Genomic DNA, 24320 nt, shown 5'->3' on the forward strand with positions numbered 1-24320 from the left:
CATATTAGGATAATTGCTTTTTTTTTTTAAATTCGAAGCTAGTTATTTAGAAAACTTAAAAAAAGATTAAACTATATAAAAGACAATATTGTGAGAAATTTTACAACGGTATTAAAAATTGCGCCGGCTTTTTTATTGGCAAGCACAATAATACACGCGCAAACGCAAGACTCTATCACAAAAGAGAAGAAGATTGAAGAAGTGGTGCTGATTGGTTATGGGAAGCAGAAGAAATCTGACGTGACTGGATCTATAACTTCTGTATCTGCAAAGGACTTTAACGGTGGGGCAACTTCTGCAGGACAGCTTATTCAGGGGAAAACACCCGGAGTTCAAATTACAAATAACAGTGGAGCTCCTGGTTCGGGTACCGCGATTAGAATCAGAGGTACAGCTTCTTTGAACGGTAATAATTCACCTTTAATCGTTATTGATGGGGTCCCTCAGGATTTCGTGGGAGTAAACGGAGCTTCTGATCCTTTATCCCTGATTAACCCTAATGATATCGAAACATTCGATATCTTAAAGGATGCTTCTGCAACAGCTATTTATGGTAACAGAGCTACCAATGGGGTTATTTTGATAACCACTAAAAAAGGAACAGCAGGAAGGCTTAAAGTGAATTTTTCAACAGTTGCATCGGTTTCCACTAAAATGGGAACAGTAGACGTGTTGAATGCTGATGAATTTAGAAATTTTGTTAATACATATGCTTCTGATGCCTATAAGGCTAAATTAGGTAATGCCAATACCAATTGGCAGGATCAGATTTATCAGGCAGCTTGGGGGACAGATAATAATGTTGCTCTTTCAGGGGGAATTAAAGGATTGCCGTACCGTTTATCATTAGGATATAATGAGCAGAATGGTATTGTAAAAACTAACTCTTTTAAAAGAACATCAGTCGGGTTAAATTTAAGTCCGAAGTTTTTTGATAACCATTTATCTGTAAATGTTAACGCAAAAGGAACCTTTACTGATAACAGATTTGTTGACGGAGGTGTTATTAAGTCAGCAACTTATTTCGATCCGACACAGCCTGTTTATTCAGGAAACTCTAATTTCGGAGGATATTACGAATGGTTGGATGCAGGTGCTGTGAATGGTTTTAATGTAAATGCTACCTCTAATCCAATGGGATTATTGTACGGAATTCATGATGTTTCTTCTGTTTTAAGAGGATTGGGAAATATTCAGTTAGATTATAAGTTTCATTTCCTTCCGGACTTACATTTTAATGTAAATGCCGGTTATGATTATACTAAGAGTGAAGGACAAAAAAAGGTAAGTTCTTTATACAGACCCGGTATGAATGATGCCGGCAGCTCCAATCTTTATAGTATGGAGAAAAAAAATAAATTGTTAGAGACTTATTTTAATTATGTTAAAAATATTTCAGCAATCAACACCGGAATTGATCTTACAGCTGGATACTCTTATCAGGATTTTAAGACAATAATTCCAGGAGCAATTAATTACAAGGGAAATGCCCCGACTCAAATTGCCAATGATTTTGAATCACAAAATACATTAATATCTTTCTATGGAAGAGCAATATTCACTATTGCTAATAAATATATTATTTCAGGATCTTTAAGAAGAGACGGATCTTCACGTTTCTATAACGGAACAAGAGATAATCTTTGGGGTAACTTCCCGGGAGTATCCTTAGCATGGAAATTAAATGAAGAAAGTTTTCTCAAAAATATTTCTTCTATCAGTACATTAAAATTAAGAGCAGGATGGGGGAAAACAGGTCAGCAGGAATTACCTGGCTTAGATGGAAACAGACCAAATAACTATCCGGCTTTTGCAGCTTATAATCCTAGTAATGACGGAGCATATTATCAGTTTGGAAACCAATATTATTATATGTTCCGACCTAATATTTATAATCCTTATCTTACTTGGGAAACAACAACCACTAAAAATTTAGGAATTGATTATGGTTTTCTAAATAACAGGATATTCGGTTCTATTGATTTGTTCAGAAAAGATACTGAAAAATTATTGGTAAATTCTCCTATTGCTGCCGGTGATTTAAGTAACCAAAACTTACTGAATGTCGGAAATATGAAGAATTCGGGAATCGAAGGTAGTGTTACTGTGGTACCTATTAAAAATCAAAATACAACTTGGGAATTAAGTTTTAATGCAACGCATTATAAGCCGGAAGTAACAAAACTCCTAGATAGAGCGGATGCAAGCTTCAATATACCTATAGGAGGTATTGATGGAGGTTCAGGAAATACGATTCAGGCTCATGCGGTAGGATATGCTCCAAATGCATTCTGGGTATATCAGCAGGCATATGATGCGAATGGTAAACCATTGGATGGGGTATATGTAGATAGAAACGGAGATGGGGTAATTAATACTTCAGATAAATATTATTATAAATCAACAACACCAGACGCTATTTTAGGTTTTTCAACTAAAGTTGCTTATAAAAACTGGGATTTTGGTTTGAGCGCAAGGGCTATTCTAGGAAATTATGTTTATAATAATGCAGCATCCAATAGCTCATTACAGTCAGCATCTACCAACGAATATTTACAAAATGTATATTCAACAGCACCGGAATATCAGTTTTCAGTACCTCAGTACTTCTCTGATATCTATGTAGAGAATGCTTCATTCCTAAGATTAGACAACATCAATATAGGATATAACTTCGGGGAAGTGTTTTCTAAAGGAAGTAATCTGAGAGTCTATGGTATGGCTCAGAATGTTTTTGTAATAACCAAGTACTCAGGTATTGACCCGGAAGTTTTCAATAATATTGATAATGGTTATTATCAAATGCCTAGAGTATATTCTATAGGATTTAATTTTCAATTTTAATTAGTAAGTAAGATGAAATCAAATAAAATAAGATTTAGAAATATATTTTTAACAGCATCTGTTGTAGGATTGTTATCCGTGACTTCTTGTGTTAAAGACCTAGAAAGGGAGCCTGTTACCGATGTTACTTCAGCAAGTGTTTTTGCAGACTTTGCCAATTATCCTAATGCTTTAGCTAAACTATATGGAGGATTAGCTTTAGGAGGACAGGTAAGTGGTGATGGGGGAAATTATCCCGATAGTGATATTAATGGAATTAACGGAGGTTTTTCCCAATATACTAGATTGCTTTATACTATGCAGGTAATTACTACCGATGAGGCGGTAATTGGATGGAATGACGGAAACCTGCATACTTTGCATAAAATGACATGGGATTCTTCTAATGAGTTTATTTCAGCATTGTATTATAGAATATATGCAGAAATTGCCTTTTGTAACGAGTTTTTGAGGAATGTAACAGATGAAAAATTAGCTTCTAATAATATTACAGGAGATAATTTAACAGAAGCAAAATACATGCGTGCAGAAGCGAGATTCTTAAGAGCTCAGTCCTATTATCATGCTTTAGACTTTTTTGGAAATGTGCCGTTTGCAGATGAAAATTATCTGCCGGGATCATCAACCCCTCCTCAAAGAATAGAACGTGCAGCCTTATTTAATTATGTAGAGCAGGAATTATTGGCTGCAGCCAATGATCTTAAAGATGCCAGGACCAATCAGTATGGTAGAGCAGATAAGGCAGCTGCATGGGCATTATTGGCAAGATTATATCTGAATGCAGAAGTGTATACAGGTACGCAAAGAAATAGTGATTGTATTACCTATTGCGAAAAAGTGATAGGAGCAGGATATTCATTGAAATCTGATTATCAATCCTTATTCTTAGCAGATAATAATATCAACAATCCTGAGGCTATTTTTACCGTTAATTTTGATGGTATCAATACTCAAACTAATGGAGGAACTACTTATTTAGTGCATGCTGCGATAGGAGGAAGTATGTCTGCTGCTGATTTTGGTGTCAATGGCGGATGGGGTGGTCTAAGAACTACAAAAGCTTTTGTTGGAAAATTCCCAACAAACGGAGCTGATAAAAGAGGCAATTTCTTTACAACAGATCAAAACCTTGAAATCAATGATTTAGGATCATTTAATGACGGTTATGCTTTTATAAAATTTAAAAACATTAAAAGTGATGGTACGCCTGGTGCTCATAATAACTGGGTGGAAGCAGATATACCATTATATCGTTTAGCCGATATCTATTTAATGTATGCTGAAGCTACATTAAGAGGAGGTGGAGGTAACACAGCAACAGCGATTGGGTATATCAACCAATTAAGACAAAGAGCTTATGGTAATACCAATGGAAACGTAACTTCAATCAATCTGGACTTCATCTTAGATGAAAGAGCAAGAGAATTATCTTGGGAAATGACAAGGAGAACCGACCTTATCAGATATGGAAGGTTTACTACAGGAGATTATCTGTGGCCATGGAAGGGAAATATAAAAGAAGGAAAAGCTGTTGAAAGCTATAGAAACCTTTATCCGATTCCGGCAAAAGATATTGTGGCTAACCCTAATTTAGTTCAGAATCCTGGATACTAATTTAAATTATTGATTGAAATGAAACATTTATTAAAAATATTTACAATAGCTCTTATCGGATTTTTGGTAACTTCTTGTGAAAAGGATGAAGATCAGGCAATTGTTAATGAATTAACCAGAGGTACACTTACTTCTGACAATACAGATTTGGTTTTAGATAAAGATGGTGCTAATAGTACAGTTATTAATTTTTCATGGGTGAAACCTACTTTTAATATTTCACTAGTTCCTACTTATCAGTTAGAGTTTGGAATTAAGGGGAATAATTTTCAGAATAGTGTAAGCACTGACATTAGCAGTGATGCTACAACAATGTCATTTACGAATGCGAGTTTAAATGCAGTAATGTACAATTTAAAAGCAACAGCTTATGTTACGAATCAGATAGAAGTGAGATTAAAAACGATCTTAGGTTCCACTTACTTTTATTCTGATGTTGTAGATCTGATAGTAACACCATATAAAGATGGACCGGATTATCCATATACAGATTTATACCTTATAGGAGATGCTACAGCAGGAGGTTGGGATAATTTGGCAACCAACACTAAAATCTATCCTCTGTTAAAAACAACAGATACTAATGCGTACACTTATACTGGGTACTTTGCAGCGGGAGGTTTTAAAATTATCAAAACTCCTGGAAGCTGGGATGTTCAGTACGGGCAGGCTTCTTCTGCGGGTTCATTGAGTACAGACGGAGGTTCCGGAAATATATCGGTAGCAAGTGCTGGATATTATAAGCTAAGTATTGATATTGCAACATTAAAATATACATTTACAGCTGTCGCTGATCCTGCTGTTAACTATACTTCTATTTCTATGATCGGTACAGCGTCTGGTGACTGGAATACAGATGTGGATATGGAACAGTCTACATTTGATCCTCATGTTTGGGTGAAAAAGAATGTAGTGCTGAATGCCGGAGAATTTAAATTCAGAGCCAATCATGACTGGACAGACAGTTGGGGTGTTGCAGAGGAATTTTTCGGAACAGCTGCCTTAGGTGGAGCAAATATACCTGTAACAACCGCGTATAGTTATAATGTTTACTTTAATGATATGACAGGGAATTTCTCAGTAATCCCTGCTAATTAATCAGTTAAAAGTTTAAACTATTATCGTAAAACTAAGTTAAATATAAATCTAAAGTGTTGCTTTTTAAAGTAACACTTTATCTATTTTTAAAGCTATAAATAATCATTATGAAGAAAATTACAGTGGGGGCTTTAATGCTGTCAATGATGTACATAGGTGTTAACGCACAAACTCTAAAATCACCCGATGGAAAATTCGAAATGAACTTCCAGCTGAAGGGAGGAGTTCCTTATTATAACTTAAAATATAACGGGGCGGTTGTTGTAGAAGATTCTAAACTTGGATTAAGATTGTTTAAGGATACTTCTATTAAATTTGCTTCGGAAATTGCAAAGCCGGAAGATGCTAAATTTGATCTTAATAACGGTTTTACCAAAACAGAGGAAAAAAGGGATTCTAAAAATGAAACCTGGCAGCCTGTTCTTGGAGAGAAGAAAAATTATATCAATCATTATAACGAATTAGCGGTTACTCTGAATCAGGCCTCTACAGACAGAAGTATCATGGTGAAATTCAGATTGTTTAATGACGGATTAGGATTCAGGTATGAGTTTCCTCAGCAAAAGAATCTGAATTATTTTGTAATCCGTGAAGAAGATTCTGAAATAGATTTTCCTACAGATATGAAAGCTTGGTGGATTGTAGCTGATTATGACTCTCAGGAATATCAGTATCAAACCAGTACTATTTCAGAAATTCCAAGCAGATGGAGTAAAGCTGCGGATGCAAATGCTTCCCAGACTCTGATTAAAAATGCGGTACAATCTCCCCTAATGCTTAAAAAAGAAGGGAAACAACCGCTTTATGTCAATGTAGCAGAAGCTGCGGTTTTAAACTATCCAGCATCACATTTAGAAGTGGATGCTCAGAACTTTAAATTTAAAACCCATCTCACAGCTGACAGACAAGGGGCAAAAGGATATATTCAGACTCCTTCCGTAACGCCATGGAGAACTATTATTGTTTCTCCAAAAGCAGAGGAGGTAATGGATTCCAAAATGATCTTCAATCTGAATGAACCGACTGCATATAAAGACACTTCTTATATCAAGCCTACTAAGTATATGGGGGTTTGGTGGGAAATGATCATCGGAAAATCTCAATGGGCTTATTCTACTGCTACCAATGTTCATATCGATAAAACAGATTTCTCAAAATTAACACCAAATGGAAAGCATGCGGCTAACAATGCTAAAGTCAGAGAATACATCGACTTTGCTGCGGAGAATGGTTTTGGCGGATTACTGATTGAAGGCTGGAATATCGGTTGGGAAGACTGGTTTGGAAACTCTAAAGAATTTGTTTTTGATTTTATTACTCCTTATCCGGATTTTGATATCAAAGCACTGAATGATTATGCACATTCAAAAGGAATTAATCTTATCATGCACCATGAAACTTCAGGTTCTGCTACGAACTATGAAAGATGGGCGGATAAAGCTTTCCAGCTGATGAACAAATATGGATATAATTCAGTGAAAACAGGATATGTAGGAGATATTATTCCAAGAGGAGAACATCATTACTCCCAATGGACTATTAACCATTTCTACAGAATTGCTGAAAAGGCTAATGAATATAAGATCATGGTCAACTCTCACGAATCTGTACGCCCGGCAGGAGAAAGTCGTACCTATCCGAACTGGATTTCTGCAGAAGCAGCCCGTGGAACAGAATATGAGGCATTCGGAGGAAACAACCCTGATCATCAGACTATTTTACCATTTACAAGATGGATGGGTGGATCTATGGATTATACACCGGGGATTTTCCAGACTAAACTGGATTACTATTTCCCTGGAGATAACCGTTTTGTAAAAACAACATTAGTGAAGCAGTTAGCATTGTATGTAACCATGTATATGCCGCTTCAGATGGCTGCGGATCTTCCTGAGAATTATAAAAAGCATATGGATGCTTTCCAGTTCATTAAAGACGTAGCGGCAGATTGGGATGATACCAAAATCTTATCAGCTGAACCTGGAGAATATGTGATTACTGCGAGAAAGGCTAAAGGAACAGAAAACTGGTTTGTAGGAGGAATCACTGATGAAAACAAACGTGATTATACTGTGGATTTCTCATTCCTGGACAAAAATCAGAAATATGAAGCCACCATTTATGAAGATGGAAAAGATGCAGATTATATAGATAACCCTCAAAGCTATAATATCTATAAAAAGCAGATTAACAGTAAATCTAAGATCAGCTTTAAAATGGCAAGAAGCGGAGGATTCGCGATCTCCATTAAGCCTGTGAAATAAATATTTCTTAACTTTATAATCCTTAAAGGTGACACACCTTTAAGGATTTTTTATTGTATCAATATTTTTATTATTTTTCAATGAAGTGGACGGCGAAAATTTTTAACAAGCAGAATGTTTTTCTTCTCTTGTTGGTACTGATGGTTGTAATGGCTAAATTAATTCCTTTCCAGGAATCCTATAACCGGTATTTCAATCTTTCAGCATTTATTGATTGGGGAATTGCGGGGATTTTTTTGTTATACGGGCTTAAGCTTAATTTAAAAGAAGTAGTTAAGGATATCTCCAACTGGAAAGTACATTTGCTGATTCAGGCGGGAACCTTTATTCTTTTTCCTTTACTCGTATTTTTATTTTATCCGTTAGCGAAAGGTTCTGAATATTATAATGTCTGGCTGTCGGTTTTCTTTCTGGCATGTCTTCCTTCCACCGTTTCATCTTCGGTAGTGATGGTTTCTATTGCTAAAGGAAATGTAACATCTGCTATTTTTAACGCTTCCATTTCGGGATTGATCGGAATTGTGATGACCCCGCTTTTAATGAGCTTTTTCTTAACACCTGTTTCAGGTGGAGGAAATCATGGAGAAGTAGTACAGCAGCTTCTGATAAAAGTATTATTACCTATTATTTTGGGGATACTGTTAAATCCTGTTTTCAAAAAATGGGTGACTAAATATTCATCTATTATTGCAGAATTTGACAGGCTGATTATTTTACTTATTGTATATGAAAGTTTTTCAACTGCTTTTGTACAGAATATTTTTGCTTCCGTACCTGGGGTTGTCTTTTTGATTTTGGCATTCAGTGTGGTTTTCTTATTTTTTATTGTGTATCATATTCTTCAGTTTTTAGCAAAGAAGATGAAATTCAATGCAAAAGATATTATTACCGTAACATTTTGTGGCTCTAAAAAATCATTGGTTCATGGAAGTCTTTTTCTCTTGGTTTTAGGAATTCCCGAAGGGCAAAAAGTTCTCTTTTTACTTCCTGTTATGATTTATCATAGTTTTCAGCTGTTTTATGTCAGCTGGTTGGCAAGTAGGATAGCTCAAAGACCTTTGGATATTGAAAAATAGAGTATATTTGATTATCTTTAATTATAAGAAATTATAAGATGATAATTCTTTATCAAAAGGTATTATCAATGAATTCGAAAAAATAGAAATATCTAATACAAATAGGATAAAATAAAAAGCTAAGCTTGATATATAATATACCCAATCTAACGATGAATTTATGAAGAAACTATATGTAGTATTGAGTCTCTCAGTAATCACCGGCGTATTTGCTCAGATAAAAAAAGTGGAACCTGCATTCTGGTGGAAAGGAATGAAAAATCCTGAACTTCAGATTTTGGTCTATGGAAAATCTATTGCAGATAATGAAATAGAACTTTCCGATGGGATTCAGATTAAGAATATTCAGAAAGTAGAAAATCCCAATTATGTTTTTCTTACCCTAAATACTGATGAAATTAATGTTCCTCAATTTAAGATCAATATTAAAAAAGGGAAAAAAAATATAGACTCTTATACTTATGAGTTGAAGCAGAGAGAACCTAATTCAGCTAACAGGGAGTCATTCACCTCAAAAGATGTAATGTATCTCATTATGCCGGACCGTTTTGCCAATGGAGACGAAACCAATGATTCCAGACCTGATCTTATTGAAAAAGTAAACAGAAGTCTTCCTAATGGACGTCATGGCGGAGATTTACGGGGAATTATCAATAATCTGGATTATATCCAGGGATTGGGAGCAACTGCTGTATGGCTGACTCCTGTGAATGAAGATAATGAAAAAGTATACTCTTATCATGGATATGCTCAGACAGATCTGTACAAAATAGACGGCCGCTATGGTACCAATGAAGAATACCGTGAATTATCCCGTGAGCTGAATAAAAGAAATATGATGCTGGTAATGGACTATGTTACCAATCACTGGGGAATTTCTCATTGGCTGATCAAAGATTTACCCACAAAAGACTGGATTCATACTTTCAGTGGTGGAGAAAATGGTTTCAGACGTTCCAATTACAAAACAACAACACAGTTTGATACCAACGCCTCCGAAATAGATAAAAGATATGCTTTGGACGGATGGTTTGATACCACTATGCCGGATATCAACCAGAAAAATCCTTTAGTTTTAAAATATCTGACCCAGAATGCTATCTGGTGGATTGAATATGCAGAATTAGGAGGTTTTCGGGTAGATACTTATCCTTACAACGATAAGGAAGCAATGGCAAAATGGGCAAAAGCAATAACCGATGAATATCCGAAATTTAATATTGTAGGAGAAACATGGCTCAATAGTGCCGGACATATTTCTGCATGGCAGAAAGATTCCAAAACAGGTGAAGCTGCCCATTATAATTCCAATTTACCCTCTGTAATGGATTTCATGCTTTACGGCAATATGTCGTCTGCTCTTAAAGAACCGGAAGGATGGGATAAAGGCTTGGTTAAACTCTATGATGTATTCTCAAGTGACTTCCTCTATCCTGATATCAATAACCTTTTAGTGTTTTTTGAAAATCATGATACCGAAAGATGGAATGAAATATTCAATTCCGATCCGAAGGCTTATAAAACTGCTTTAACCCTTATATCCACAGTCCGTGGAATTCCGCAAATTTATTATGGGACAGAAATAGGAATGAGAGGAGATAAAAATAAAGGAGGGGATGCTGATATCCGCAGAGATTTTCCTGGGGGATGGAAATCCGATAAGCAAAATGCATTCAATGTTTCCTCTCAAACCCCACAGCAAAAAGAATATTATCAGTTCACCCAAAAACTTCTTAACTGGAGAAAAGGAAAAGATGTAATCCATACGGGAAAAACAAAGAACTATATTCCGCAGAATAATGTTTTTGTCTATTTCAGGTATGATGACAAAGAAAGTGTAATGGTGGTGATCAATAATAATGATAAAAATGAAACATTGGATCTTTCTTATTTTTCAGAATCTTTGCATGATTATACCAAGGGAAAAGAAGTGATTACAGAAAATGAGTTATCTTTAAAAAATAATCTGACGATACCTGCTAAGACTTCGATGATCATTGAATTACAAAGATAAATCCTGATGAGAAAAACAATACTCTATATACTATTATTCTTTCTGTTTGGGCTTACAGGAGTTTCTGCACAGCTGAAGGGAAAGTTCGCAAAAGAAAAAGGGGAAATTCATACTATGCTTAATGGCTTCAATGTGGCGGCTGCTAAGGCAGATTATGATACTTATTTCAATTACTTTGCAAAAGAATCAGTATTCATTGGAACAGACGCAACTGAAGTTTGGGATAAAGAAGCTTTTAGGGTTTGGGCAAAACCTTTCTTTGATAAAAAACAGACCTGGAATTTTACTTCACTTCAAAGAAATATCTATTTCAGTAAAGATGGAAAAATGGCGTGGTTTGATGAATTATTGAATACCCAGATGAAGCTTTGCCGGGGTTCAGGTGTTTTAGAAAAGATCAATGGAGAGTGGAAGATCAGACAATACGTTTTGTCAATGACTGTTCCCAATGAAGTAGTAGATCAGGTAGTATCTGAAAAAGCCCCTATTGAAGATGTTTTAATAGAAAAAGCAAGAGATAAAAGAAAAACAAATACGCTAAAGTAGAATGTCAAAAAAAATAAAACCGGACCTTTCACTCACTCAGATTATCAATATGAGTATGGGGTTTCTGGGAATCCAAATGGCTTTTGGTTTGCAGAATGGTAACGCGAGTAGAATTTTAGCCAATTTTGGAGCAGATGTCCACCAATTATCTTGGTTTTGGCTGGTAGCTCCTGTTACGGGACTGATCGTTCAGCCTATTATTGGACATATGGGAGACAATACCTGGAGTCCTTTGGGAAGAAGAAAACCTTATTTCCTAATTGGAGCCATTCTTTGTGCCTTAGGATTGGTAATGCTTCCTAACGCAGCAAGTGCTACCCATATGATGGCAGCTAATGTATTGCTTCTCGCGGTTATTTTCCTTGCGATGATGGATGCTTCCATTAATGTGGCAATGGAGCCTTTCAGAGCATTGATAGGAGATATGTTGCCTAAACATCAGGGAACGATCGGATTCTCAGTTCAGACAATACTGATTGGTATTGGTGCCGTGATAGGTTCCTATTTACCGGATTGGTTGGTTAAATTAGGAATATCCAATCAGTCAGCACCAGGGTTTGTACCCGATAATGTGATCTATTCTTTCTATATAGGGGCTGTTTTTTTAATCATAACCATTCTTTACACCATCTTCACTACAAAAGAGTATTCGCCAGAGGAGTTTGCTGAATTTGAAGGAGGAAAAGAAGTAGTGGAAGAACCATCAAAATTCAGTGATATTTTTAAGGACTTTGCTAAAATACCTCCCTTAATGAAGAAATTGGGAGCAGTGCAGTTTTTCTCCTGGTTTGCTTTATTTACCATGTGGGTATTTACTACCAGTGCTTTAGCAACACATCATTTCGGACTTTCCCCTCAGGACACCCATTCTGTGGAATTCAATAAAGCAGGAGACCTTACCGGAAAACTTTTCGGGATGTATAACCTTTGGGCCATTCCGTTTGCCTTTTTGTTAACTCCGATTGCAAAGTGGATTGGTAAAAAACAGACCCATGCATTGGCTCTTACATTCGGAGGTTTAGGGCTGATCTCTATGTATTTCATTAAAGACATCAATTACCTTTGGATTTCCATGATAGGATTAGGATTTGCCTGGGCCAGTATTTTAGCAATGCCTTATGCAATGCTCATCGATGCCATACCACAAAAAAAAATGGGAGTATATATGGGAATATTTAATTTCTTTATTGTAATTCCTCAGATCGTTAATGGAATCTTCGGCGGTCCTATTGTCAGCCAGATCTTTGGAAACTATGCTATCGATTATATTGTAGTGGGTGGAGCCTGTATGCTGATAGGAGCAATCATGACCATTGTCTTTGTAAAATCTGATGATGAAACTCCTAAAGAAATAGAAGAAGAAATCCAGCAGGTACATTTTTAAAATAAATATACAGGAATAGGAGCGGGCTTCAGCCCGCTTTTTTATTGACTAATACAGTGAATATTCCCTCAATTGGATATTGTATGGTTTGTATTTATTTGATAATTAACGGTTTATTAATATTGTATTGTTTTTTATTTTCTAAATTTAATAGACAATTTAAAAACATGAATGATACAATTATTATTATCGGGACCGGAGCCGGAGGGTCCACGATGGCTTATAAGCTAGCCGATACAGGCAAAAAAATCATAATTTTAGAACGAGGGGACTATGTTCCGCTAGAAAAAGAAAACTGGGATTCGGTAGAAGTTTTCCAGAAAAACAGATATACCACCACTGATGTATGGCTGGATAAAGAGGGGAAATCATTTCGCCCCGGGATGCATTATAATATAGGTGGAAATACTAAATTTTATGGTTCATCGCTATTCCGCCTACGAGAAGAAGATTTTCAGAAAATTGTACATTATGATGGCGTTTCTCCTGCGTGGCCTATTCAGTATGAAGATTTAAAAGACTATTATCTGGAAGCAGAAACGCTTTATCATGTACATGGTACAAGAGGATCCGATCCTACGGAGCCCTTTGATGCGGCACCTTATCCAAATCCTCCGCTGCCACATGAACCAAGAATTAAGGAGATTATGGATGGATTAGCTGATTATGGCCTTCATCCTTTTGATTTACCAATGGGTGTTAATTTTCATCCCCATAAAGCAGGTAATGCTCCTTACATTCTGGATCGTTTTGACGGCTTTCCTGATACTTCGGAAAGAAAAGGTGATGCCCATTTCTGTGCTTTGTCAAAAGCGCTGGAATATCCTAATGTAGAATTGATGACGAATACAAAGGTATTGAAACTTATAACAGATGATCTGGGAACAAGGGTTTCGGGAGTGGTAGTTGAACAGAATGGAGAGGTGGGAATATTAACAGCTGATCTTGTAGTACTTTCTGCGGGAGCAATCAATTCCGCAGCGATTCTTCTTGAAAGTAGAAGTGAACAGTTTCCCAATGGCCTTGCTAATCGTTCCGATCAGGTGGGAAGGAATTATATGTTCCATCAGAGTTCAGCATTAACGGTACTGTATAAAAAACCTAATCCTTCGAAATTCGGAAAGACTTTTGGAATCAGTGACTTTTATCTTGCGAATAAAAAATACCGATTCCCTTTAGGATTGATACAAATGCTTGCCAAGTCCGATGCTCATCAGATAAAGTCGGATAACCGGGTAAGTATTGATGGTGTTTCATTTGAATCAATTGCAGTACATGCTGTAGATTTTGAGCTCACTTCAGAAGATCTTCCCGATCCTGAAAACAGAATAACGGTGGAAAACGGACAAATTAAAATCACTTATTCCGAAAATAACCGGAAAGGACATGAGCTGTTGAAAACTGAGCTTGTGGAAGCATTGAAGGCATCCGGAAATGAAACGTTTTTGCATAAGGGTTTTTATTTTAATAAAGAGATGAGTATAGCTGGTGTAGGCCACCAGTGTGGAACCACAAAAATGGGGGGTAATTCTGAAACCTCTGTAATTGATCTTAACTGTAAAGCTCATGACCTGGAAAATTTATATATCGTCGATGGAGGTTTTTTTGTTTCCAGTGGAGCGGTAGGACCGGCACTTACGATTATGGCAATGGCGCTTAGAGTAGGAGATTATCTTAAAAATCATATTTTGAAATAAGATAAAACAAGAAAGTTAATATAAGATTGTTAATCCTAAAATAAATTCATTTCTCTGTTTGATCCTTAATGAGAATCAGGGGAGAAATATTTTTACCAATACTTCTTACATTTTTTTGATTTATAAAGTTAAATAGACAAATTTTAAAAACATGAATGACACAATTATTATTATCGGGACCGGAGCCGGAGGGTCTACGATGGCTTATAAGCTCGCCGATACAGGTAAAAAAATCATAATTTTAGAACGAGGGGACTATGTTCCGTTAGAAAAAGAAAACTGGGACTCTGTAGAGGTTTTCCAGAAAAATAGATATACAGCTTCGGAGAAGTGGCTGGATAAACACGGTAAATCATTTCGTCCCGGAATACATTATAATGTGGGCGGGAATACTAAATTTTATGGAGCTGCTTTATTCAGGTTAAGAGAAGAAGATTTTAAAGAAATAAAACATTATGGAGGAATTTCTCCTGCATGGCCTATTCAGTATGAAGATTTGAAAGACTATTATCTGGAAGCAGAGACGCTTTATAATGTGCATGGTAAAAGAGGATCAGATCCTACAGAGCCCTTTGATGAGGCGCCTTATCCGAACCCTCCGTTACCACATGAACCAAGAATCCAGGAGATTGTTGATGAATTGGCTGATTACGGCCTTCATCCTTTTAATTTACCAGTGGGAGTTAATTTTTATCCCCATAAAGCAGGTAATGCTCCTTACGTTCTGAATCGTTTTGATGGTTTTCCGGATATTTCGGAAAGAAAAGGTGATGCCCATTTTTGTGCCTTGTCAAAAGCATTGGAACATCCCAATGTAGAAATGATGACGAATACAAAAGTATTGAAACTTATAACAAATGATCCGGGAAACAGAGTTTCGGGAGTGGTAATTGAGCAGGAGGGAGAGATCAGGACATTAAAGGCAGATCTTGTAGTACTTTCTGCAGGAGCAATTAATTCTGCGGCAATTCTTCTTGAAAGCAAAAATGAACAATTTCCTAATGGTCTTGCCAATCATTCCGATCAGGTGGGAAGAAATTATATGTTCCATCAGAATACCGCATTGATTGCCTTATATGAAGAACCTAATCATACTAAATTTGGAAAAACTTTTGGAATTAATGATTTTTACCATGCTAACAGAGGATATGAATATCCTTTAGGGCACATCCAAATGTTGGGAAAATCCGATAAAGATCAAATTAAAGCGGATAGCCCTGTCGAGGCGCCCGGATTTACTTTCGAATTAATGGCACAGCATGCCGTTGATTTCTGGCTTACTTCAGAAGATCTTCCTGATCCGGAAAACAGAGTGACGGTGGAAAATGGGCAGATTAGAATCAGTTATTCTGAAAATAACCAAAAAGGACATGAGCTGCTCAAGGCAGAACTTATTAAAGCACTTAAAGCATCTGGAAAATTTAAGTCATTCTTTTTTAAAGGGTTCTATTTTAGTAAAGGAATGGGAATTGCGGCCACAGCTCATCAGAACGGAACTACCAGAATGGGTACAGATCCAAGAACTTCTGTAGTTGACAGTAACTGTAAAGCTCATGATCTGGAAAATTTATATATCGTTGACGGGGGCTTTTTTGTTTCCAGCGGAGCGGTAAATCCGGCACTTACTATTGTTGCAATGGCACTGAGAGTAGGAGATCATCTTAAAAAAGAGGTGTTAAAATGAATTTTTTAGTTTAACTGTATGCAGTAGACTTTTGCTGTTTATTCCGTTTTTAAGTACCTGTGATATGCCATATTTCTTATCTTATATCAATCTGTTTTGATAAAGTATATTGTAAATTTGTCCCATAAATATTACAAATATGAAAACAGTATATCATAAAGCAGAATCAAGAGGACATGCTAATCATGGATGGTTGGATTCTTACCACACATTTAGTTTTGCTAATTATCAGAATGCTGAAAGAACACATTTCGGAGTTTTGAGAGTTTTAAATGATGATACGGTTTCTCAGGGAATGGGATTTGGTACCCACCCTCACAAAAATATGGAGATTATTTCCATTCCTCTTGAAGGAGATTTGGAACATAAGGATTCAATGGGAACTACTTCTGTGATCCGCAACGGAGAAATTCAGGTAATGAGTGCCGGAACAGGAATTATGCACAGTGAGTACAATAAAAATAAAGATGAACTGGTAAAATTTCTTCAGATATGGGTTTTCCCAAGAGAACTGGATGTTGAACCAAGATATGACCAGATAAGTATTGAAGAAGGAAAGAAAATAAATGGATTCCAACAGATTCTTTCACCCAATAAAAATGATGAGGGTGTGTGGATTCATCAGGATGCATGGTTTAATCTGGCTCGATTTACCAAAGGAAACGGTAAAAATTATATAGTGAACAAAAAGGGAAACGGAGTCTATGTTTTTATCCTTAAAGGAAGTGCAAAAGTTGGAGATAGAATCCTTAATGAAAGAGACGGATTAGGAATCTGGGATACTCAAAGTTTTAATATAGAAGCTGTTGAAGATACAGAAATCCTATTGATGGAAGTTCCAATGGAATTACCGTCTTATCTTAAATAAAATTAAATACATAAAAATTATACGTAAATGAAAGTTTTAGCAATAGCAGGGAGTAATTCCGGAGTTTCAATGAACAAGCAGTTAGTAGCTTACGCCTCTACATTAGTAGGAGGAAATGCAGAAGTGGAAATAATAGATTTAAATCCCTTCGAAATGCCTATTTATAAGCATGACAGAGAGGTAGAAGGCGGGGTTCCTCAGCAGGCAAAAGAATTTGCTGCAAAAATTGATGCTGCCAACCTACTTTTATTATCACTTCCTGAGCATAACGGAACTTACTCTACCGCATTTAAAAATGTATTTGATTGGGTGTCAAGAATTCAGGGGAGAGCAGTATGGAACCAGGTTCCTATGCTTTTGATGTCGGCAGCACCGGGTGCCAGAGGTGGAGCAGGTGTTTTAGAAGCAGCTACACAGCGTTTCCCATATCATGGAGGAAATATTATTGAAACATTCTCACTACCGTTTTTCGGAGAAAATTTTGATGCTTCTGCACAGAAAATCTCTAATGAAGAAAAAGACAATGAATTGAAAGAAAAAATAAAAAAAGTTTTAGCAATCGAAACAATTCTTGAAAAATAGCATTAGGAAATTAACTTTTAAATTGCTACTTTTGCAAAAAAGAAAATTAGATGAAAATTCAGTCCACCTTTAAAGAATATCATTCTTTTTCAAAGAAAGGCATTTTCGTGGGCTCTGAAACTCTGAAATAAAATAACGGCCGATAATCTATAAAGATTGTCGGCTTTTTTATTTACCATATATTGAAATAAAATTTGAAATAAAATTTCTGAAATTACAATGAGCAACACTTACAAATCCGCAGGCGTAGACAAAGAAGAAGGATACAAAACAGTTGATAAAATTAAGAAAGCTGTGGGGGAAACCCACAATGCCAATGTATTGAATCATCTTGGGAGCTTTGGTGCTTTTTATGAAATAGGAGGATATAAAAATCCGGTGCTGGTTTCAGGAACCGATGGAGTAGGGACAAAGCTGAAGGTAGCATTAGATACCAAAAAATATGATTCTATCGGTATTGACTGTTTTGCAATGTGTGCCAATGATATCCTTTGCCATGGAGCTAAACCCCTTTTCTTTTTGGATTATTTAGCTTGTGGAAAATTGGACTCGGATATTGCTGCTGAAATTGTTTTAGGAATGGTAAATGCATGTAAAGATAATAATTGCGCATTGATTGGAGGTGAAACAGCCGAGATGCCGGGGATGTATCAGCCGGGAGATTATGATGTGGCAGGATTTTGTGTAGGTATCGTGGAAAAAGATCAGATTATTGACGGCTCACATATCAAAGCAGGAAATAAAATTATTGCTATACCAAGTTCAGGATTTCATTCCAATGGATTTTCTTTGGTAAGAAAAGTGTTCCCGGATTTTGAAGAAGAATTTGAAGGAAAACCATTATATGAAACATTATTGGTGCCTACAAGATTATACTATAAAGATATCCATAAAGTATTGGAAGAAGTAAAAGTATGTGGGATCGCTCATATTACAGGAGGAGGATTGTACGAAAATGTACCTCGAATCATTCCTCAGGGATTATGTGCTTCTATCGATGCTTCTAAAGTGAAAGTTCCAAGTGTAATGGTGGAATTGGAAAAAAGAGGAGGAGTAAGCCGTGAAGAAATGTTCGGAACCTTCAATATGGGGATAGGAATGGTGTTGGTTGTAGATGCAGAACATGCAGAAAAAGTACTTCACCTTTTAGATGATGCTTACGAGATCGGAGAAATTACAGAAGGAAGCGAAAAAATAAATCTAACTGTATAAAGGTACTGAGGTAAAAAGTATTTACGATTATCGAATATCATTCTACATTACTGCTTTTTACATTTTACAAGAGATATGAAAAACATTGTCGTACTAGTTTCTGGCTCCGGTACCAATCTACAGAGAATTCTGGATACTATAGATCAGGGGGAAATTCAAAATGCGAAAGTTACTTTAGTAGTTGCTGATCGTGAATGCTACGGACTTGAGAGAGCAAAAAATCATCAGATTGAAAATATACTGATTCCAAGAAGGAAAAACTTTAGTGCCGAACTGAGCAAAGTAATTCCTGAAAATACAGATCTTATTGTTTTGGCAGGTTTTCTTTCCATTTTGAAATCTGAATTTTGTGAAAACTGGAAAGGTAAAATAATTAATATACATCCTGCATTGCTTCCTAAATTCGGAGGAAAAGGAATGTGGGGAATGAATATTCACCATGCCGTGATAGAAGCAGGAGAAAAGGAAAGTGGAGCAACCGTACATTTCGTAACTCCTGAAATTGATGAAGGTGATATCATTTTGCAGAAATCATTTATCATTAATGAAGGAGAAACTCCAGAAACATTAGCCCAGAGAATACATGAAGTGGAGTATGAGATATTTCCGAAAGCTATTAATAAAATACTCGGAAATTAATAATAAATTCCCTTCCTCTGGAAGAATGTTAAAAATGAAGAATTTTTGACAGGTTAGTTGAAAAAATCTAAGTAAAATAAAGTAAACCGGGGGTGAAAGGCCGGAATACAGTTTGGAATAGCTGTGAAAAGTAAAAAATTGAAAGAAAAATGAGTAAAAAGAGAGTTTTAATCAGTGTTTCTGACAAAAGCGGATTAATAGAATTTGCCCAGTTTTTGGAAGCTCAAAATTATGAATTGATTTCTACGGGAGGAACTTTCAAACACTTGAAAGAAGCCGGTTTGAGGCCGATTCAGATTGATGAAGTAACCGATTTTCCTGAAATGCTTGACGGAAGAGTAAAAACATTACATCCTAAAGTTCATGGAGGATTACTGGCGGTACGTAACAATGAAGAACATATGAAAACCGTTGAAGAGCATGGAATAGGGCTGATAGATATGGTAATCGTAAATCTTTATCCGTTTTTTGAAAATGTGAACAAAGATATTTCTCTTCACGAAAAAGTAGAATTTATTGATATAGGAGGACCTTCTATGCTTCGTTCAGCAGCTAAAAATTTTGACTCTGTGACAGTAATCACTGATGTAGAAGATTATGCTATCGTGAAAATAGAGATGGAGCAAAACGGAGATACCTATATTGAAACCCGTAAAAAACTGGCTGGGAAGGTATTCAATCTTACTTCAGCTTACGATGCAGCGATTTCAAAAATGCTTTTAGACGAAGAATATCCTGCATATCTGAATGCTTCCTACAAAAAAGTTTCAGATCTGAGATATGGGGAAAATCCTCACCAGACGGCAGCATACTATGTTTCTACATTTGAAAATGGTGCTATGAAAGACTTTGATCAGCTGGGAGGAAAAGAACTTTCTTTCAATAATCTCAGAGACATGGACCTTTGCTGGAAAGTAGTCAACGAATTCAAAGAAGAAATGGCTTGCTGTGCCGTAAAGCATTCTACACCATGTGGTGTTGCTATAGGAACATCTGCTCTGGAAACCTATCAGAAAACTTTCGAGTGTGATCCTGTTTCCATCTTCGGAGGTATCGTCGCAATGAACTATACAATAGATGCAGCAACCGCTGAAGAATTAAATAAGACTTTCCTGGAGATTGTAATGGCTCCTGATTTTAATGAAGATGCTTTGGAAGTTTTAAGAAAGAAAAAGAATCTTAGAATCATCAAAATTAAAAATCCTGTTTCCGATAAGCAGACATGGGTGAAAATTGACGGAGGAATACTTGTTCAGGATAATGATAATTATTTTTCTGAAGATATTAAAGTAGTAACGGATGTACAACCTACAGAAGCCCAGAAAAAAGCTTTATTATTTTCACAGAGAGTAGTGAAGTATGTAAAATCCAATGCTATTGTTGTTTCCAATGGAATTCAGGCTTTCGGAATAGGTGGAGGACAGGTAAACAGAATCTGGGCTACTCAACAGGCAATTGAAAGGGCAAAAGAAAAATTCAGTGGAGATTTAGTATTGGCTTCCGATGCCTTTTTCCCTTTCCGTGACGTGGTGGATTTCTGCGCTAAAGAAGGAATTACGGCAATCATTCAGCCGGGAGGTAGTGTGAAGGATCAGGATAGTGTAGAAGCGGCTAATGAACATGGAATTCCAATGATGTTTACAGGGGTCAGACACTTTTTGCACTAAATTAAAATAGAATTAAATTGAATTTTGGATTGTATTTATAGCATTCAAAATTATATATTTGTAGTTTATATAGACTAGTTAATTAAATAAAATATGAAGATTTTAATCATAGGTGAAGGAGGTAGAGAATCTGCATTGGCAGCAAAGCTACATACCGATTCCAGAGTTACAAAAATGTTTTTTGCTAATGGAAATGCAACCACAGATAAAATAGGAAAAAACATTCACTTAACAGATATTAAAGAACTTAGAGATTTTGCAATTAAAGAGAAAATAGACCTTACCATTGTAGGCCCTGAAGCTCCTTTAGTGGCAGGATTAAAAGATGAATTCAAAAAGCATGGTCTTAAAGTATTCGGACCAAGCCAGAAAGTAGCAAGCCTTGAAGGAAGTAAAGCTTTCTCAAAGAAGTTCATGCAGACCTATGATATCAAAACAGCGAAAGCAGTAGTATTTGATTCTTATCCTGAAGCGGTGGAATATGTTAAAGCTCAGGAATATCCTTTAGTAATTAAAGCGAGCGGTTTAGCAGGAGGTAAAGGAGTGGTGATCTGTGATAATGTGGAAGAAGCAGAAGCAACTATTCATGATTTCATGATCCGTAGAATTTATGGAGATGCAGGAATCCGTTTAGTAATTGAAGAATTCTTACAAGGTTTTGAGGCTTCTATTATCGCATTCTCTAATGGAGAAAAACTATTTCCATGTATTCCGGTAAAAGATTATAAAAAAGCGGGTGATGGTGATAAAGGACCTAATACAGGAGGTATGGGTTCAGTAGCGCCAAGTCCCGAATTTACTCAGGAGCACTATGCTGATTTTGAAAAAAATATTTTGGAACCTACTATTAATGGGCTTAAAGGAGAAGGATTCAGCTTTAAGGGAATTATCTTCTTCGGACTCATGGTGACTTCTAAAGGAACTTACCTTCTTGAATACAATATGAGATTCGGAGATCCTGAAACTCAGGTGTTAATGGCATTAATGGAAAATAATCTGTTAGATGTTATCAACGATTGTATGGAAGGTAAAGATGTTGAGCTTAAATTTAAAGATGAAAAAGCTGTTTGTCTTGTAATGTGTTCGGGAGGATATCCTAGAAACATTGAAATTGGTTTTGAAATCGTAGGAGAAGATAAAGTAAAACATAGTCAGTTGCTATATGCAGGAGCTGTTAAAAAAGGAGATAAAATAGTTTCCAACGGAGGTAGAGTACTGAATATTGTAGCAACGGGAGCTACTTATGAAGATGCCCGTAAGAAAGTATATGAAGATGCTATTCCGGTCCATTTTGACTATTCTTTCTATAGAGAAGACATCGGAAAGTTTTAATAAAAATCACGAAAAAAGATTTGGAACCTTTCCAAGTCTTTTTTTGTAAAGAAAAGAAGAAGATGAGATCTTATCATAATAAGAATCATCGGCTAATAGAATCAGGTTTTTAACCTGATATCAGATAAAGAACATAGGTTTAGCTTTAGTTTTAGCTTAAACTTAAAGGTATTCACAATTGATAACTCATAACTCATAGCTTAATAATGAATAACGGTATTATTATTTTAGATTTCGGTTCACAATACAATCAGCTTATCGGAAGACGTATCCGTGAGATGGGAGTATATTCTGAAATCTTACCATTCAATACACCTATTAAAGATATTTTAGAAAAACAGCCGAAAGGAATTATTCTTTCAGGAGGGCCCAGCTCTGTGAATGCAGAAAATGCTCATCTGGTGGAAAAAGAATTGTACGAACAGGGAGTTCCTGTTTTGGGAATCTGTTATGGCATGCAACTTACGGCTTATCTCTTAGGAGGAAAAGTAAACAAAGGAGAAAAAGGGGAGTATGGAAAAGCCCACCTTGATATTGTTAAGGAAAATGATTTATTAAAAGGAGTTACTCAAAACTCTATCGTATGGATGAGTCATTTTGATGAAGTAGGCGAGCTGCCTGCCGGTTTTGAGTTAAATGCAAAATCAGGGGTCATTGCTTCTATTTCAAATCCTGATAAAAAGATTTATTGTGTTCAGTTTCACCCAGAAGTTTCCCATACGGAAGAAGGAGCAAAAATGCTGGAAAACTTTGTATTTGGAATTTGTAAAGCAGAGAAAAACTGGAAACTAACGAATTATATTGAGAAAACCGTTGCCGAAATACGTGAAAAAGTAGGAAGTCAAAAGGTGATTCTCGGACTTTCAGGAGGAGTAGATTCGTCCGTTGCGGCTGTATTGATTCATAAGGCAATCGGAGATCAGCTTACCTGTATTTTTGTAGATACGGGACTGTTGAGAAAAAATGAAGCCGAGAAAGTGATGGAGAACTATGGAGAACACTTCCATATGAATATTAAACTGGTTAATGCTTCTGAAAGATTCTTATCCAAGTTGGAAGGCGTAGATGATCCCGAGAAAAAGAGAAAGATCATCGGGAATGAATTTATTCATGTTTTTGATGAAGAATCCCATAAAATTGAAGGTGCTAAGTTTTTAGCGCAGGGTACTATTTATCCTGACGTTATCGAAAGTCAGTCTGTAAACGGACCTTCGGCAGTGATTAAATCTCATCACAATGTAGGCGGACTTCCCGAAGATATGGAATTCGAATTACTGGAGCCCCTTAGAGAGCTTTTTAAAGACGAAGTAAGAAAAGTGGGTGAAGAACTTGGAATTCCACATCACTTGGTATACAGACACCCTTTCCCAGGGCCAGGGCTTGGAATCAGGGTTTTAGGAGCTGTGGATGCTGAAAAAGTAAGAATCCTGCAGGAAGCTGATGATATCTTTATTGAGGAACTGTATAAAAATGATTTATATGAAAAAGTTTCTCAGGCTTTTGTTGTCTTACTTCCTGTAAAATCAGTCGGAGTAATGGGTGATGAAAGAACTTATGAATATACTGCTGTTGTTCGTTCTGCTAATACGATTGATTTTATGACTGCTACATGGAGTAAACTTCCTTATGAATTCCTTGAAACGGTTTCTAATCGAATTATCAATGAAGTAAGAGGAATTAACAGGGTGGCTTACGATATATCAAGTAAACCCCCGGCAACTATAGAATGGGAATAATTTCTGTAATCTGATAAAATAAAGCCTGCTTATATAAGCAGGCTTTATTTTATCAGATTACAG

Annotated in this window: 17 protein-coding genes; all 17 read left to right on the forward strand. The window is 36.2% G+C overall.

What is annotated here, in order from left to right; translation table 11 throughout:
• The first annotated feature begins 90 nt into the window (after positions 1–90).
• The 17 genes from Q0A18_RS00520 (at position 91) to guaA (ending at position 24257) form a co-directional block, all read left to right on the forward strand.
• Complete coding sequence (locus Q0A18_RS00520) at positions 91–2844, forward strand: SusC/RagA family TonB-linked outer membrane protein (RefSeq protein ID WP_292008210.1); 2754 nt, start codon at positions 91–93, stop codon at positions 2842–2844.
• Between the two features lie 12 nt (positions 2845–2856).
• On the forward strand, positions 2857–4458 hold the full coding sequence (locus Q0A18_RS00525) for a RagB/SusD family nutrient uptake outer membrane protein (protein WP_292008211.1): 1602 nt from the start codon (positions 2857–2859) through the stop codon (positions 4456–4458).
• Between the two features lie 18 nt (positions 4459–4476).
• Positions 4477–5556: a SusE domain-containing protein gene (locus Q0A18_RS00530; protein ID WP_292008212.1), complete on the forward strand. Its 1080-nt coding sequence runs from the start codon at positions 4477–4479 to the stop codon at positions 5554–5556.
• A gap of 107 nt (positions 5557–5663) precedes the next feature.
• Positions 5664–7820, forward strand: coding sequence for a glycoside hydrolase family 97 protein (locus tag Q0A18_RS00535; protein ID WP_292008213.1), 2157 nt, complete (start codon positions 5664–5666; stop codon positions 7818–7820).
• 80 nt (positions 7821–7900) lie between these two features.
• Positions 7901–8896 (forward strand): bile acid:sodium symporter family protein, encoded by a 996-nt coding sequence (locus Q0A18_RS00540; RefSeq protein WP_292008214.1) that lies wholly within the window; start codon positions 7901–7903, stop codon positions 8894–8896.
• 160 nt (positions 8897–9056) lie between these two features.
• Positions 9057–10910: a glycoside hydrolase family 13 protein gene (locus Q0A18_RS00545; RefSeq protein WP_292008215.1), complete on the forward strand. Its 1854-nt coding sequence runs from the start codon at positions 9057–9059 to the stop codon at positions 10908–10910.
• Positions 10911–10916: 6 nt separating this feature from the next.
• Positions 10917–11456 carry a nuclear transport factor 2 family protein gene (locus tag Q0A18_RS00550; RefSeq protein WP_292008216.1) on the forward strand — a complete coding sequence of 180 codons (540 nt, stop codon included), beginning with the start codon at positions 10917–10919 and terminating at the stop codon, positions 11454–11456.
• 1 nt (position 11457) lies between these two features.
• On the forward strand, positions 11458–12840 hold the full coding sequence (locus Q0A18_RS00555; RefSeq protein WP_292008217.1) for an MFS transporter: 1383 nt from the start codon (positions 11458–11460) through the stop codon (positions 12838–12840).
• A gap of 167 nt (positions 12841–13007) precedes the next feature.
• Complete coding sequence (locus Q0A18_RS00560) at positions 13008–14537, forward strand: GMC family oxidoreductase (protein WP_292008218.1); 1530 nt, start codon at positions 13008–13010, stop codon at positions 14535–14537.
• 151 nt (positions 14538–14688) lie between these two features.
• Positions 14689–16221 carry a GMC family oxidoreductase gene (locus Q0A18_RS00565; protein WP_292008219.1) on the forward strand — a complete coding sequence of 511 codons (1533 nt, stop codon included), beginning with the start codon at positions 14689–14691 and terminating at the stop codon, positions 16219–16221.
• A 139-nt stretch (positions 16222–16360) separates the two neighbouring features.
• On the forward strand, positions 16361–17089 hold the full coding sequence (locus Q0A18_RS00570) for a pirin family protein (protein WP_292008220.1): 729 nt from the start codon (positions 16361–16363) through the stop codon (positions 17087–17089).
• A 27-nt stretch (positions 17090–17116) separates the two neighbouring features.
• Positions 17117–17671, forward strand: coding sequence for an NAD(P)H-dependent oxidoreductase (locus Q0A18_RS00575; RefSeq protein ID WP_292008221.1), 555 nt, complete (start codon positions 17117–17119; stop codon positions 17669–17671).
• Between the two features lie 219 nt (positions 17672–17890).
• Positions 17891–18883, forward strand: a complete 993-nt coding sequence (purM, locus tag Q0A18_RS00580; RefSeq protein WP_292008222.1) for a phosphoribosylformylglycinamidine cyclo-ligase — start codon at positions 17891–17893, stop codon at positions 18881–18883.
• 75 nt (positions 18884–18958) lie between these two features.
• Complete coding sequence (gene purN / locus Q0A18_RS00585) at positions 18959–19522, forward strand: phosphoribosylglycinamide formyltransferase (RefSeq protein WP_292008223.1); 564 nt, start codon at positions 18959–18961, stop codon at positions 19520–19522.
• A gap of 149 nt (positions 19523–19671) precedes the next feature.
• A complete protein-coding gene (gene purH, locus Q0A18_RS00590) occupies positions 19672–21189 on the forward strand; it encodes a bifunctional phosphoribosylaminoimidazolecarboxamide formyltransferase/IMP cyclohydrolase (protein WP_292008224.1) in 1518 nt (505 codons plus the stop codon).
• 93 nt (positions 21190–21282) lie between these two features.
• Positions 21283–22521, forward strand: coding sequence for a phosphoribosylamine--glycine ligase (gene purD, locus Q0A18_RS00595; RefSeq protein WP_292008225.1), 1239 nt, complete (start codon positions 21283–21285; stop codon positions 22519–22521).
• A gap of 206 nt (positions 22522–22727) precedes the next feature.
• Complete coding sequence (gene guaA, locus Q0A18_RS00600; RefSeq protein ID WP_292008226.1) at positions 22728–24257, forward strand: glutamine-hydrolyzing GMP synthase; 1530 nt, start codon at positions 22728–22730, stop codon at positions 24255–24257.
• Positions 24258–24320: the final 63 nt, after the last annotated feature.

It is taken from the genome of Chryseobacterium sp. (assembly GCF_022712095.1).
Taxonomy (GTDB): domain Bacteria; phylum Bacteroidota; class Bacteroidia; order Flavobacteriales; family Weeksellaceae; genus Chryseobacterium.

Coding starts and splice junctions, on each gene's coding strand:
- Q0A18_RS00535 (WP_292008213.1), top strand. CDS start 5,664: ATGAAGAAAATTACAGTGGGGGCTTTAATGCTGTCAATGATGTACATA.
- Q0A18_RS00550 (WP_292008216.1), top strand. CDS start 10,917: ATGAGAAAAACAATACTCTATATACTATTATTCTTTCTGTTTGGGCTT.
- Q0A18_RS00560 (WP_292008218.1), top strand. CDS start 13,008: ATGAATGATACAATTATTATTATCGGGACCGGAGCCGGAGGGTCCACG.
- purN (WP_292008223.1), top strand. CDS start 18,959: ATGAAAAACATTGTCGTACTAGTTTCTGGCTCCGGTACCAATCTACAG.
- Q0A18_RS00525 (WP_292008211.1), top strand. CDS start 2,857: ATGAAATCAAATAAAATAAGATTTAGAAATATATTTTTAACAGCATCT.
- Q0A18_RS00540 (WP_292008214.1), top strand. CDS start 7,901: ATGAAGTGGACGGCGAAAATTTTTAACAAGCAGAATGTTTTTCTTCTC.
- Q0A18_RS00545 (WP_292008215.1), top strand. CDS start 9,057: ATGAAGAAACTATATGTAGTATTGAGTCTCTCAGTAATCACCGGCGTA.
- Q0A18_RS00530 (WP_292008212.1), top strand. CDS start 4,477: ATGAAACATTTATTAAAAATATTTACAATAGCTCTTATCGGATTTTTG.
- purH (WP_292008224.1), top strand. CDS start 19,672: ATGAGTAAAAAGAGAGTTTTAATCAGTGTTTCTGACAAAAGCGGATTA.
- Q0A18_RS00555 (WP_292008217.1), top strand. CDS start 11,458: ATGTCAAAAAAAATAAAACCGGACCTTTCACTCACTCAGATTATCAAT.
- purD (WP_292008225.1), top strand. CDS start 21,283: ATGAAGATTTTAATCATAGGTGAAGGAGGTAGAGAATCTGCATTGGCA.
- Q0A18_RS00570 (WP_292008220.1), top strand. CDS start 16,361: ATGAAAACAGTATATCATAAAGCAGAATCAAGAGGACATGCTAATCAT.
- purM (WP_292008222.1), top strand. CDS start 17,891: ATGAGCAACACTTACAAATCCGCAGGCGTAGACAAAGAAGAAGGATAC.
- Q0A18_RS00565 (WP_292008219.1), top strand. CDS start 14,689: ATGAATGACACAATTATTATTATCGGGACCGGAGCCGGAGGGTCTACG.
- guaA (WP_292008226.1), top strand. CDS start 22,728: ATGAATAACGGTATTATTATTTTAGATTTCGGTTCACAATACAATCAG.
- Q0A18_RS00575 (WP_292008221.1), top strand. CDS start 17,117: ATGAAAGTTTTAGCAATAGCAGGGAGTAATTCCGGAGTTTCAATGAAC.